The organism is Thermaerobacter composti, assembly GCF_033582035.1.
Lineage (GTDB): Bacteria > Bacillota > Sulfobacillia > Thermaerobacterales > Thermaerobacteraceae > Thermaerobacter > Thermaerobacter composti.
The window spans coordinates 2,117,594-2,130,736 of sequence record NZ_CP132508.1 but is presented as its reverse complement, the minus strand read 5'-3'; the positions used below and the strand labels follow the sequence as shown (position 1 = coordinate 2,130,736).

Here is a 13,143-nt window from a genome sequence, read left to right as displayed (position 1 = left end):
TGAGAGCCTCGGGTCACAACGCACCAGCCCCGATCCTCCAGGGGGTAGGGATCGCGCCGAGCCGGCCCATCGCGAGCCGCCTCGCCCGGGACTCGGGAGGAAATCCCGCTCAGCGGCATGGGCCGCGGCCGCCTTCGACCACGGCCTGGGGGCAGCGTTCCCGTAGGACCGCGATGAAGCCCTCGCGATCCACGGGGGATACCAGCACCGTCTCGCCCGCGTCGGTCTCGATGGCCACCCGCCGAAGGGACGGTGCGGCGCTCGCCGCAGGGTTCCACGTCGGTCGCACCCGGCGGATGCGCTGGAGCGGCACGTCAAAGTCCATCAGCCCCACCCGGATCTGGAGGTGGGTCGGCGTGACGCGGTAGTAGGACGGGCGCCAGAAGGTGTAGCCCACCACCAAGAGGTACGGCCCCAAGGCGACGAAGCCGACGATGGCCGTCTCGTCTCCGCGCAGCGCCATGTAGAAGGGAATCAGCGGCGGGATCGCCGTCAGGGCCATCAGGATCTTGCTGCGGGCGGCGGGGAAGTCGACCACCTCCGGCCAGGGCCCGTCCGGCCCGCTCGCGGCCGGCGCCGCCCGAAGGCGCAGCCCCGCCCGATACACCGCCGCGCACCCCCCGATCGCCACCGCCAGCAGCGCCACGATCCACAGATAGAACCAGGGGGTAAGGCCGACCCACCGGCCCAGGGCGACGGCGGTGACCCCCACCGTCAGATGCAGCCACGCAGCCATGAGCAGGAACTTGAACCCACGGAGCAGGTGGCGGCTGGCGCGGGCCATGGCCCGGGCCGTCTCCGGCCGGGGTTCGATGGGCCAGTTGAGCAGCGACGCCGGCCATCGCGTCACCGCCGTGGCCAGCGCGTAGAGGAGCACGCCGATCCCGAGCAGGCCCCAGATGCTTCCCTTGGCGGCGAAGCCGTCGGCCTCGCCCCGCAGGTTGAAGTGGATGGGGACCTGGTCGGGCAGATGGGGCCACCAGATGGCGACCCAGACGAAGGACGCCAGCAAGAGGAGGGCGGCGGCGAGTTCCAGCACGCGCTCGCCGGGCTCCAGGGGCTTGCGCCACGCCGCCTCCAGGGCGTCCTGCCAGGTCCCCGCATGACCACGGGGCGCCCCGGGGGCCGCGTTCCCGGGGCCCGCGGGCGCGTCCTGGGAGGCCGTGTCGGTGCGGACACCCCTCTCCTCCAACCCCATGACCTCCCTGTCCGCCTATGCCATGGGAGCCGGGCATGAGCCGACGTGGGCCTCGGATCCCGACGATCCCGCCGTGGGCCTCGCATCCCATGGCGAGCGACCTCCTATGGATCAGCTTACCATCCCGGCGGCCCGGGCGTCCTCCCGGAAACGCCGTGGAGGGAGGGACCCCGCCTCGGCCCGGCCGGCTGGATCGGGGTCGCCCCGGGCGTCCTCCTGCCAACACCGTGCAGGAGGATGGCTCGCCCGGTGGCCCGGGTACCCCGTTCTAGGCCTCTCCGGCTGGTCGTAGGCTTGGAGGGGCACGAATTCGGACGAACCTCGCCGGCAGCCGGCAGGAATGCGGCCGTCCGGAAAGAAATCCCCGTCGAGCCGAATCTTGGAGGCCACGTCGGAGGCCACGTCGCGAGGCCCACGGGGCGGGAGGGGATAGGGTGAGCCACGGTTCGTGGCGGCGGTTGCCGCGACGTCTTCGCCGGGCGGGCGGCGTCGCGCTCATGGTGGCGTTGGTCGTCTCGCTGGCCCTCGGCGGCTGCGGGGCGCCGAGTTCGTCCGGAGAGGGGGGCGCGGGGGGCGGCGACGAGCAGGTGCTCAACGACAACATCGGCTCCGAGCCCCCGACGCTGGATCCCGCGCTGATGACCGATCTCACCAGCTTCCAGATCGTCAATGCGGTGATGGAGGGCCTCACGCGCATCGGGCCCAAGGGTGTGGAGCCCGGCATGGCGGAGTCCTGGGATGTGAGCGACGACCAGTTGACCTACACCTTCCACCTGCGGGACGCCGTCTGGCAGAATGGCGATCCCGTCACCGCCCACGACTTCGTCTACGCCTGGCTGCGGGTGCTGGACCCCAAGACCGCGGCTCCCTACGCCTACCAGCTCTACTACGTCAAGAACGCGCAGAAGTACAACAGCGGCGAGCTCACCGACCCCTCGCAGGTGGGCGTCAAGGCCCTCGACGACAAGACGCTGCAGGTGACCCTCGAGGCGCCGACGCCGTACTTCCTCAGCCTGACCGCCTTCCCCACGCTGATGCCGGTCCACCAGGCGACGGTGGAGGCCAACCCCGACTGGGCGGGGGAGGCCGCGACCTACGTGGGCAACGGTCCCTTCCGGATCGCCGAGTGGGTCCACGACAGCCACATCGACCTCGTCAAGAGCGACACCTACTGGGACAAGGACACGGTGCGCCTCGAGCGGATGCACATCGTCATGGTCAACGAGGGCAGCACCGCCGAGACCATGTTCGCCAACGGCGAGCTGGACTCCAACGGCAGCCTGAACCCCCAGGACATCCCCCAGCTGCTGGCGAGCGGCGAGGCGAAGACGTCGCCCATCATCAGCGTGACGTCGATCTACTTCAACACGAAGCGGAAGCCCTTCGACGACCCGCGGGTGCGCAAGGCCTTCACCCTGGCCCTGGACCGCAAGGCCATCGTCGAGCAGGTCCTCAAGGGCGGGCAGAAGCCGGCGCTGGCCTTCGTGCCCTACGGCATCCCCAACCCGGTGACCGGCAAGGACTTCCGGGAGGAGGGCGGCGACTACTTCCAGGACGCCGACGTGGAGACGGCGCGGCGGCTCCTGGCGGAGGCGGGCTATCCCAACGGACAGGGCTTCCCCAAGGTGACCTACTTGTACAACGACAACGACACGAACCGGGCCCTGGCCGAAGCCTACCAGCAGATGTGGAAGCAGAACCTGGGCGTGCAGGTGGAGCTCCAGTCCATGGAGTGGAAGGTGTACCTGGAGACCACCAAGCGGGGTGACTACGACCTGAGTCGCGGCAACTGGGTGGGCGACTACCTGGATCCCATGACCTTCCTCGACCTGTGGGTGACGGGCGGCGGCAACAACCGGGTCGGGTGGTCGAACCGCGAGTATGACCGGCTGATCGCCGAGGCCAAGGCCACCGCCGATCAGGAGGTCCGCTTCCGCAACATGCACGAGGCGGAGCGGATCCTGATGGACGAGATGCCCGTGGGGCCGATCTTCTTCGGGGTCGACGTCTACCAGGAGAAGCCGTACGTGAAGGGCGTGTTCCGCACGGCCCTGGGGACCACGGACTACAAGTGGGCGTACATCGAGGGCAAGGGCCGGTGAGGGAGGGGCGGTAGGGTGGCGCCCACGGGTCGTCGCGGGCGCGGACTCGCGGGCGCCCGCACCGGCCCCCAGTGGCCCCGGCCCCCGGCAGCGCCGGTCCCCCGGCCGGTCCCCCGGTGGCGTTGTCCTGCAGACCCTGAGCCCACGGGGTTCGCCGGTTGGCGTCGAGGGGCGGGGTCGCGGGTTCGCGACGCCGAGGCCAGCACGCCCGGCGGGCTGCGGCCCGGGGGCCGGTTCGTCCCCGTGGTGCAGGAGGAGGCCGAGCCGTGCAGTACGCCGGCCAGCGCCTGGTGATCACGCTGATCACCCTCTGGGCCATCGCGACGCTGACCTTCTTCATGATGCGCGCGGTGCCGGGCGGGCCCTTCGACGCGGAGAAGGACCTGCCGCCGGCGGTCAGGGCGAACCTCGAGGCCCGGTACCACCTGGACTGGCCGGTCTGGCGGCAGTACCTGGACTACCTCTACCGCACCGCGGTGTGGGACCTGGGGCCGTCCTTCACCTACCCCAACCGGACGGTCAACGACATCGTGGCCGAGGGGTTCCGGGTGTCGGCGGCCCTGGGTGCCCTGGCCATCGCGGTCGCGCTGGTCCTGGGGATCGGCGTGGGCGTGGTGGCGGCGCTGCACCACGGCCGCTGGCTCGATCGGGCGGCGATGTTCGCCGCGACCCTGGGCATCTCCATCCCCAACTTCATCCTGAGCGGGCTGCTGATCTACGTGTTCGCCTTCCGCCTGCGGTGGTTGCCGGCCGGCCTGTGGGGCAAGCCCGAGCAGGCGGTCATGCCCACCCTCGCGCTGGCGGCGCTCCCGACGGCGGTCATCGCGCGGCTGGTGCGGGCCAACATGCTGGAGGTCCTGCGGCAGGACTTCATCACGGTCTGTCACGCCAAGGGGTTGAGCCCCGGCCGGGTGGTGTTCGTCCACGCCCTGCGCAGCGCCGTGCTGCCGGTGATCACGTACCTCGGCCCGCTGGCCGCCGGGGTCCTGACGGGTAGCTTCGTGGTGGAGAACATCTTCGCGATCCCGGGCCTCGGCAAGTACTTCGTCCAGAGCGTGACGAACCGCGACTACACCGTCATCATGGGCGTCACCATGTTCTACAGCGTGCTGCTGGTGGTCGCCAACGCATTGGTCGACCTGGCCTATCGGCTGGTGGATCCCCGCATCCGCCTCTGAGACGGGGCGAACCGGCGGGCGGGACCCTTCGCAGCGACGCGGAGAGGAGGGCCGGCATGAAAGCGTCGTCGCACCAGGCGCTGCCCGGGTCACCGGCACGGCCGCGGTGCGACCCGGCCGAGGGAGGGGGGAGCGCTTCCACCGGGCCGGGGGGTGGCGCACCCGGTGCCGGCGGCGAAGGGGGCGGCTCCCCGGCTGTACCGTGGGCCGAGGGCGGCGACGGCTTCGGGGGGGTACCCCCGGAGGCGCTGGCCCCGGCGGCACCGGGATACTGGCAGGAGGCCTGGCGCCGCCTGCGGAGGAACCCGCTGGCGATGGCAGGGCTGGTGGTCAGCGGGCTGATGGTCCTGGCCGCGGCCATCGGACCGGTCCTCTCGCCCTACGGCTACGACGAGCAGGTGCTCGCCGAGGCGAACCAGCCGCCCAGCGCCGCCCACTGGTTCGGCACCGACCACCTGGGGCGGGACATCCTGACCCGCGTGCTCTACGGAGCCCGCATCTCGCTGGCCGTGGGCATCATGGCCAGCTTGATCGGCCTCACCATCGGCGTGGCCTACGGCGCCATCGCCGGGTTCTACGGCGGGGTCGTCGACAACGTCATGATGCGCGTCATCGATGTGATCTACGGGCTGCCCTTCATCCTCTACGTGGTCCTGCTCATGGTGGTCCTGGGACCCGGCCTGGACAACGTCTTCATCGCCCTGGGGGCGGTGTACTGGACGGGGATGGCGCGGATCGTGCGGGGCGAGGTCTTGAGCCTCAAACAGCGGGAGTTCGTCCTCGCCGCCCGCGTCATGGGCGTCCCGCCCTGGCGGGTGGTCTGGCGCCACCTGGTGCCCAATGCCATCGGTCCCATCCTGGTCACGATGACGCTTTTGGTGCCCGAGGCCATCTTCAGCGAGGCCTTCCTGAGCTACTTGGGCCTGGGGGTGCAGGCCCCCATCGCCTCCTGGGGCGTGCTGGCCGCCGAGGGCAACCGCGCCTTGCGGGCGGCCCCGTGGGCCCTGTTCTTCCCGGCCACCTTCATCTGCATCACCATGCTGGCCTTCAACTTCCTGGGGGATGGGTTGCGGGACGCGCTGGATCCGCGGCTGCGCTGAAGGGCAGGGCGCGCCGGGATCCGCTCCGGACGACGCCGGAGTCGGCCGGCCGGGGCCGACGTGGGGGCGGTGCAAGGATCGCGAGGGGCCAGGGCCGACGCAGGGGGGACGCAGGGATCGGGATGGGCCAGGGCCGACGCGACGGGCGACGCAGGGATCGCGATGGGATGGGGCCCTGCCGGTGGGATCGGCGGTTCCATCCCGCCGGTCGAGGCCGCGACCATCCCGCCGGTGGGGTCCGTGGTGCAACCCCGGCCGGTGGGGTCGGCTGTGCAACTCCGCCGGTGGGGGCCGTGGTGCAACCCCGCCGGCGGGGTCCGTGGTGCAACCCCGCCGGTGCGGGACGTGGTGCAGCTCCGCCGGTGGGGGCCGCGTGCAACTCCGCCGGCGGGGTCCACGGTGCAACTCCGCGTGGGGCCGGCGGTGGCGCCCCGCAGGCAGGATCCGCGGCGGCACCCCGAAGCGGCCGAGGGGATGCTCCTGTCGCCGCCGCTGGATCCTCGTGGCCGGTGCGATGGGCACGTCCGGGCCGGTCGGCGCCGGCGGCTCATCACGGCATGACCGAAGGGCGATCGAGGAGGCGACGCCGTGGGCGGGTTGGACCCGAGGCGAACCGGTGCAGGGGCCATCGGGAGGCCTCCGGCCATCCGGGAGGCCGGGGCGGCCGGCCCTGCGGAGCGGGGGATCCCGGAGTCCGGGCGGGCGCTGGCTGCGCACCGGGACCCGGCCTCCGCGGGCACCGATCCCCTGCTGGTGGTCGAGGACCTGGAGGTCACCTTCTTCACCGACCAGGGCCCGGTGCCAGCCGTGCGCGGGGTGAGCCTCACCGTGGGAGGCGGCGAGGTGGTGGCCCTGGTGGGCGAGTCGGGGTCGGGGAAGTCCGTCACCGCCCGGGCCATCACCGGCCTGGTGCCGCCCCCGGGCCGGGTGGTCGGCGGGCGGATCCGCCTGGCGGGGCGCGACCTGACCGGCCTCGGTCCCGCCGACTGGCGCCGGATCCGGGGCCGCGAGGTGGGGATGGTCTTCCAGGACCCCATGACGTCCCTGGACCCCCTGTTCCGCGTCGGCGACCAGCTGCTCGAAGCCATCACCGCCCACCGGCGGATGACGCGATCCCAGGCTCTGGCCCGGGCCGAGGAGCTGCTGGCCATGGCCGGGCTGCCCCGGCCCGCCGACCGGCTGCGCCAGTACCCCCATGAGCTCTCGGGCGGCATGCGCCAGCGGGTGCTGATCGCCATGGCGCTGGCGACGCCGCCGCGGCTGATCATCGCCGACGAGCCCACCACGGCCCTGGACGTGACCATCCAGGCCCAGATCCTCGCCCTGCTGGACGACCTGCGCCGCCGCACCGGGGCCGCCCTGCTGCTCATCACCCACAACCTCGGCGTGGTGGCCGAGCTGGCCGACCGGGTGTACGTGATGTACGGCGGCCGCATCGCCGAGGCGGCGCCCGTCGACCGGCTCTTCACCCGTCCGGCCCATCCCTACACCCGGGCCCTGCTGGCGGCCGTCCCCGACCCCCTGGCCACCGAGGCGCGTCCGCCCGAACCCATCCCGGGCGACCCTCCCGATCCGCGGCGGCTCCCTGCCGGCTGCCCCTTCGCCGGCCGCTGCCCCGTGGCGGAACCGCGGTGCTTCACCGAGGCGCCGCCGTTCCGGGAACTGGCTCCGGGTCACGGGGCGGCCTGCTGGCTGCTGGACGAGGCCAGCGGGCCCGCGGAACCGACGGGGGCGGCCGATGGGGACGGGGCCGCGCCGGCGGGGTGGACCGATCACCGCCGGGCGAGCCCAGCGGTGCCGCCGGCGGCGGACGAACCGGCCACCGAACGATCCCGGGGGCCGCGGGTCCGGCTGACCTTCGGGGCTGCAGAGCGGCGTCTCCCGGCGGATCGGAGCGGTCCCGCAGGAGGCGAGCCGCCTTCCACGGCACGGCGTTCGCCGGCGGCGGCCGGCGGGCACGACGCCGACGCCATCCCCCGCCCCACCGACCCCACCGCCCGGCCGGGGGACGCCTTGCTCCGCCTGGAGGCCGTGACCACCCTGTTCCCCGTGCGGCACGGCTGGCGCAAGGTGCGCCAGCTGCGCGCCGTGGACGGCGTCTCCCTCGAGGTGCGCCGGGGGGAGACGGTGGGGCTGGTGGGGGAGAGCGGGTGTGGCAAGACCACGCTGGGGCGGACCATCGTCCGCCTGTATCGGCCCGCCCGGGGCCGGATCCTGTTCCGCGGCCACGACCTGGCGAACCTGGACGAACCGGCCCTGCGCCCCCTGCGGCGCCATCTGCAGATGGTGTTCCAGGACCCCTACGCATCGCTGGATCCGCGCATGCGGGTGGAGGACCTGGTCGCCGAGCCGCTCCACCTGATCCCGGGCCTCAGCCGGCGGGAGCGACGGGAACGGGTGCGGGCCATGCTGGCCCGCGTGGGGCTGCGCCCCGAGCACGCCCTGCGGTATCCCCACGAGTTCTCCGGCGGCCAGCGCCAGCGCATCGGCATCGCCCGGGCGCTGGTGGTCGAGCCGGAGCTGGTGGTCGCCGACGAGCCCCTCTCCGCCCTGGACGTCTCCGTCCAGGCCCAGATCCTGCGCCTCCTGGCCTCCCTCCAGGACGAACTCGGCCTCGCCTATCTGCTGATCACCCACGACCTGGCGGTGGTCCGCCACGTCTGCCAGCGGGTGGTGGTGATGTACCTGGGACGGGTGGTGGAGGAGGCGCCGGTGGCGGAGCTCTTCGCCCACCCCCTGCATCCCTATACCCAGGCCCTCCTGGCCGCCATCCCCGTCCCCGATCCCGTCCGGGCCCGGCGGCGGGAGCGGCGGCTGGTGCAGGGCGAGCCGCCGGATCCGCTGAGTCCGCCTTCCGGGTGTCCCTTCCGAACCCGGTGCCCGGTGGCCCAATCCCGGTGCGCCGAGGAGGTCCCCATGCTGCGGGAGCTGGCGCCTGGCCACCGGGTGGCGTGTCACCTCGCGGGATGAATCGACACCGCTGTAGATCCACTGCCGCAGGCGGGAGAGGAGGTCGAATCGGTGACAGCCGCCCCTGCACCCTCGTCGACGCCCTGGGCGCCGCCCCCCGTGCAATCCCAGGACCCTCCGTCCGCAAGCTCGGACCCGGGCCCAGGGTCCGGACCGCGTGTCGCCCGTCCGGTTCCCGATCCGAACCCTGGGCCGAAGCCCGGCGCCACCCGCTGGGTGGCGGTGGCCGTCGCCACCGTGTGGCGCGACCCGGACCGGCCGCGCCCTGTGGACCTGCCGGCCCTGGCGAACCCGACGGCGCTGAGGGAGTGGCTGGCGGCCCTGGACGTCGCGGCGAAGAAGGATCTGGTCGGACGCATCGAAACCCAGGTGCTCCTGGGCCAGCCCGTCACCGTGCTCGAGGAACGGGACGGGTGGGTGCGGGTCGCGGTGCCCGAACAGCCGGAACCGGGGGCACCGCGAGGCTATCCCGGTTGGATCCCCAGTTGGCAGCTGACATCCGATCCGGCGTGGGCAGCCCTGGCAGGGCCGGCGGGGGCCGGCGGGGCGTGGGGCCCCTGGACGGCACCTTCGACTCCCCCGGACCAGAGCACCGTCGGCAGTGGCTCCAAGGCCGCGGTGGTGCCCGCGACCGTCACCGTGGCTGCGGTGACCACGTGGCTCCATCACCGGCCCCACCCGCAGGCCCGCTGGATGGAGATCAGCTTCGGGACCCGCCTGCCCCTCGTCGGCGAACTGGCCCCCAGCGGCTGCGGGGGGGCCGGTTCGTCCCCTTCCGCGCGGTCGAGCGGCACGGGGCCGTCCACGACCGACGGGGGAGCGGGGACGTCGAGCGGCGCGGGCGCGGCCTCCTCCTACACCACCCGAGGACGGGAGGCACGGGGTGGAGCGGGAGGGCCCATGGCGACCACGGAGCGCGAGGGGTGGATCGCGGTGGCGGTCCCGGTCCCCGAGTGGTGCGCCGGGCTCTCGCCCCCCGGTGAAGGCGCGGGCGGTCGGGTTCCCCGGGGTGCTCGGACGGATCTGGGAGCGACAGGCGCTGGCGTGGCCGTCGCCTGGGTGCGCCGGGCCGACGTCCGCATCGACGGCCGCCAGACGACCCCGGGGGTGGCCGAGGGCGCCAGGGAGGAGCACGGGCCAGCGCCGACCGGCGCGGGCGGCGTCCGGCCGGGTTCGACCGCCACGGGGTCCATGCTGCTCGAGACGGCCCGGCGTTTCCTGGGCGTGCCCTATCTATGGGGCGGCACCTCGGGCTTCGCGGTCGACTGCTCGGGCTTCGTCTACCTGGTCCACCGGTTTCACGGCATCGCGATCCCGCGGGACGCTGCTCCCCAACGGGACCACGGCGGGGGCCAGCCGGTGCCCCGGGACCGGCTGCGGCCGGGCGACCTGGTCTTCTTCGCCCACGACGGCGGCAAGGGCCAGGTCCACCATGTGGGCATGTACGCGGGCGACGGGCGCATGATCCACGCGCCCAACTCGGAGCGGGTGGTGGAGGAGATCCCCCTGGACACGCCGCCGTACGGCGAGCGATACGCCGGCGCCCGCCGGTACCACGCCGGCTAGGTGGGGCGGCACAACACGGGCAGGCAGGGTGGCGCGCCACGCCGGGCCCGGGTGCCGGCCATCCGGGGCACGCCAGGGGGCCAAACCGCGCGGGCCAGGCGGGCCACCCGCGGCGGCCCCGCCCGGACGACCGCCTAGCTTCCCAGGCCGCTGGGACCGCCCGGACGACCACCGGACGACCGCCGAGCTTGCCACGCCTCCGGAAGCCCGCCCGGGCGACTGGCCGGCTCGCCAGGCCGCCGGGACCTGCCCGGACGACGCCCCTGCGTGCAAGGCGCCCAGGGCCCGCCCGCCCCCCGCCCGCCTTGCCAGCCGGGCGCGGGCCGGGTCCAGACGACCTCGCGGCCAGGGCGGGTGGCCGTCCGACCAGCCCGGGCGGCCGCCCGCCGGCCCTGGCGACCATCCCCTAACGGCCTTGGCCGGCGGCGGGCAGTCCTGAGGCTCCCTGCCCCGGACCGGCGAGGCGGATCCCGGCCCGCGCCAGGAGCTGCACGACGGCCAGGGTCAGCGCCGCGTCCATCAGGTGATGGACGGCGGTGCCGACCCCGGTGACCCAGCCCTGCCAGGGCGTGCCCGACGCGGCCCAAACCACCAGGGCCTCGCCGACGGCGTGGATCGGCAACACGGCCAGCAGCGCCGCCCACGGCGCCCAGCCCCGACGGAGCAGCAGGGCGCCGACGGCGGCGAAGGGCACGTGGGTGAATGCGCGGGCCGCGACCACGGGCCCGAGGGTCAGGAAGAACCCGGCCGTGGCCCCCAGCCCCACCATGACCGCGGTGGTCGGCCCGAGCCACATCGCCAGCATCGACGGCACGTGGGACGCCAGGGTCGCGCTGAAGTGGGGACCGATCATCACCTGGAGGGTTCCCCGGAAGAAGATCGGAATCATCAGGGCGAGGGCCGTGAGCAGGCCCCCGAGGACCACCTGGCGCGCGGGTTGCGACGGCATGGCGGCACCCCCCAACTTCTGGGTCCTGTGTGTTTTCAGCTGTATATACAGCACGATGGGGACGGGATCCTGCCGTCGGCGCCGACCGGGTCGAGGCGCCGTGCGCCGGGGAGGGGGTCCGGAGGTGAGGTCGGCATGCCCCGTGACGGGAGGGCTCGAGGCGGTGCGCCATCCGAGGCCGGTTCGTCCCATCGACCGGCGCCGGAGGGACGGCTCCCTGGCGGCGGAGCGCAGCCGGCAGGGGGTGACGCCACGGCGCGCCGTCACGCCATCCTCGAGGTGCTGGAGGAGGCTGGGGAACCCGTGCCCGGCCACCGGCTGGCGGCGCGGTTCGGCGTCACCCGCACCGTGATCGTCCACGACATCGCCCTCCTGCGCGCCCAGGGGGCGCCCATCGTGGCGACCCCGTCGGGGTACGTCATCAACCGACCGGCCGCCCGCCACGTGTGGAAGGTGGCCGTCGAACATGGCCCCGACCTCGACGTGATCCGGCGCGAGCTCTATGCCATCGTCGACCAGGGGGTGACGGTGCGGGACGTGATCGTCGAACACCCCGTCTACGGCGAGCTGCGCGGCTGGCTGGATCTGCGGTCGCGCCACGACGTGGACCGGTTCTGTCGGCGGATGGCGGCCACCCGGGCCGAGCCGCTGCTCACTCTCTCCGGCGGGCCCCATCTCCACACCCTGGAGGCCGACGATCCGTCGGCCCCGGAACGGGTGGCCGAGGCCCTTCGACGGCTGGGGTTCCTCCTCGAAGAAGGTGCGGCGGGTGCCCCGGAGCCGCTCGGCCGCGGCGGGATGACGACGGGGAACGGCGATGCGCCGCCAGGGAGCGGCGGCGCATCGAAGGAAGACCGGGCACGCGGTCCGTGATGGCACGGTCCCCGGTACGAGGCCAGGGAGGGCGGCGGGCTGCCGGCCGCGAGCGTGCCGCGACCGCCTGCCCTACGCCCGCGCCGTCGACATCGCCATCCGGCGATAGGTGTGCCGGCGCCCGCGGATGGCGATGCCGTAGGCCAGGATGTTCTCGGGCAGGGCCACGCCGTGGTACCCCGCGTCGCCCAGGTGGTGCAGGTCGAACCCGCAGGCCTTGCTCATCAGGGCGATGTGTCGCACGGTGGCCTCGTCGGCGCCCTCCTGGGAGGTCCCGACGGTGGCCATCGCCAGGGCGCCGGCGGCGTGGGCCGCCCCGACCCACCGCCGCGCCTGCTCCACCGTGACGCCGGGCACCGTGGCGGGTGCAGGCAGGGCGACCACGTCCACGCCGGCCGCCACCAGCCCCCGGATGGCGGCCTCGTCCAGGAAGGGCTCCTGTCCGAACCAGGCGCCGGCGCCGTGCATCCGCCCCGCGGCCAGCAGCAACCGCTCCGGCGGGAGCACCCGGCGGATGGCGGCGGCGGCCCGCTGGATGCCCTCGACGGTGACGCCCGTCTGGGGGTTGCCCGTGAGGAGGATCCACTGCGCGCCCTGGGCCACGGCGCGCAGGGCGTTGTCCGGCGTCGCCCGACGACCGGTCGGGACCCGCTCGCTGGGCTCCAGGTTGATGCCCACCACCCGACCGGCCAGGCAGGCCAGGGCGGCAAGGGGGCCGGGGGGTGAAGAGGGAGCCGGCCCCGCCGCGGATGCGGCCCTGGGCTCGACGCCGGAGCGGCCGTCCCCTGCCGCCGGGGTTGCCGAACCGCCTTCGTCGCGCTGGGCGTCGGCTTCCGCCCTTTGGGGGGACGAACCGGCCCCGGCCGCCGTCGGCTCGTCGGTCGGCATGGCCCACGCGGGCGCGGCGGTGCCGGCTTCGTCCGAGCCGGGCAGGCCCGCGATCCGGGGCCTCAGCACGTCGTAGACGTTCACCAGCAACAGGTCGGCACCGAAGGCGGCGGCCAGCTCGCCGTTGGTCACGCCGTCCACCAGCGGCGGCGCCACGGCCACCGTCTCGGCCGCCAGCACGCGGCCCTCGCTGGCCGCGATGGCGTCCCGGAGGGCGTGTCCCCGCAGGGCCAGCAGCCGGGCGGGCGGCATCTCCAGGAGCCGGGCCGGGTTCGTCGGGGTCGGGAGGGGCACCTCGTGGCGGCTCACGGGCAGGGTC

9 protein-coding genes are annotated in these 13,143 nt (G+C 74.0%); 6 read left to right on the top strand and 3 right to left on the bottom strand.

Translation table 11 applies throughout. The features are described from left to right. Positions 1–109: 109 nt before the first annotated feature. Positions 110–1,192, bottom strand: coding sequence for a DUF1648 domain-containing protein (locus Q5761_RS08615; RefSeq protein ID WP_318750269.1), 1,083 nt, complete (start codon positions 1,190–1,192; stop codon positions 110–112). Positions 1,193–1,632: 440 nt separating this feature from the next. On the opposite strand from Q5761_RS08615, the gene Q5761_RS08610 reads away from it, so the two are divergent. From Q5761_RS08610 to Q5761_RS08590, 5 genes are all read left to right on the top strand, one after another. Further along, positions 1,633–3,300, top strand: coding sequence for a peptide ABC transporter substrate-binding protein (locus tag Q5761_RS08610; protein ID WP_318750268.1), 1,668 nt, complete (start codon positions 1,633–1,635; stop codon positions 3,298–3,300). Positions 3,301–3,566: 266 nt separating this feature from the next. Further along, on the top strand, positions 3,567–4,478 hold the full coding sequence (locus Q5761_RS08605) for an ABC transporter permease (RefSeq protein ID WP_135225832.1): 912 nt from the start codon (positions 3,567–3,569) through the stop codon (positions 4,476–4,478). Between the two features lie 56 nt (positions 4,479–4,534). After that, a complete protein-coding gene (locus Q5761_RS08600; protein ID WP_318750267.1) occupies positions 4,535–5,578 on the top strand; it encodes an ABC transporter permease in 1,044 nt (347 codons plus the stop codon). Positions 5,579–6,166: 588 nt separating this feature from the next. Beyond that, a complete protein-coding gene (locus Q5761_RS08595) occupies positions 6,167–8,548 on the top strand; it encodes an ABC transporter ATP-binding protein (protein ID WP_318750266.1) in 2,382 nt (793 codons plus the stop codon). 222 nt (positions 8,549–8,770) lie between these two features. Further along, positions 8,771–10,114, top strand: coding sequence for a C40 family peptidase (locus Q5761_RS08590; RefSeq protein WP_318750265.1), 1,344 nt, complete (start codon positions 8,771–8,773; stop codon positions 10,112–10,114). A 406-nt stretch (positions 10,115–10,520) separates the two neighbouring features. Here Q5761_RS08590 and Q5761_RS08585 read toward each other — a convergent pair whose 3' ends face one another. After that, positions 10,521–11,063, bottom strand: coding sequence for a hypothetical protein (locus Q5761_RS08585; protein ID WP_318750264.1), 543 nt, complete (start codon positions 11,061–11,063; stop codon positions 10,521–10,523). A 135-nt stretch (positions 11,064–11,198) separates the two neighbouring features. On the opposite strand from Q5761_RS08585, the gene Q5761_RS08580 reads away from it, so the two are divergent. Then, the gene (locus tag Q5761_RS08580) at positions 11,199–11,936 is read left to right on the top strand and encodes a transcription repressor NadR (RefSeq protein WP_318750263.1); all 738 of its coding nucleotides are present in this window, start codon (positions 11,199–11,201) and stop codon (positions 11,934–11,936) included. 72 nt (positions 11,937–12,008) lie between these two features. On the opposite strand, the gene Q5761_RS08575 is transcribed toward Q5761_RS08580, so the two are convergent. Next, positions 12,009–13,133 (bottom strand): hypothetical protein, encoded by a 1,125-nt coding sequence (locus Q5761_RS08575; RefSeq protein WP_318750262.1) that lies wholly within the window; start codon positions 13,131–13,133, stop codon positions 12,009–12,011. Positions 13,134–13,143 lie beyond the last annotated feature (10 nt).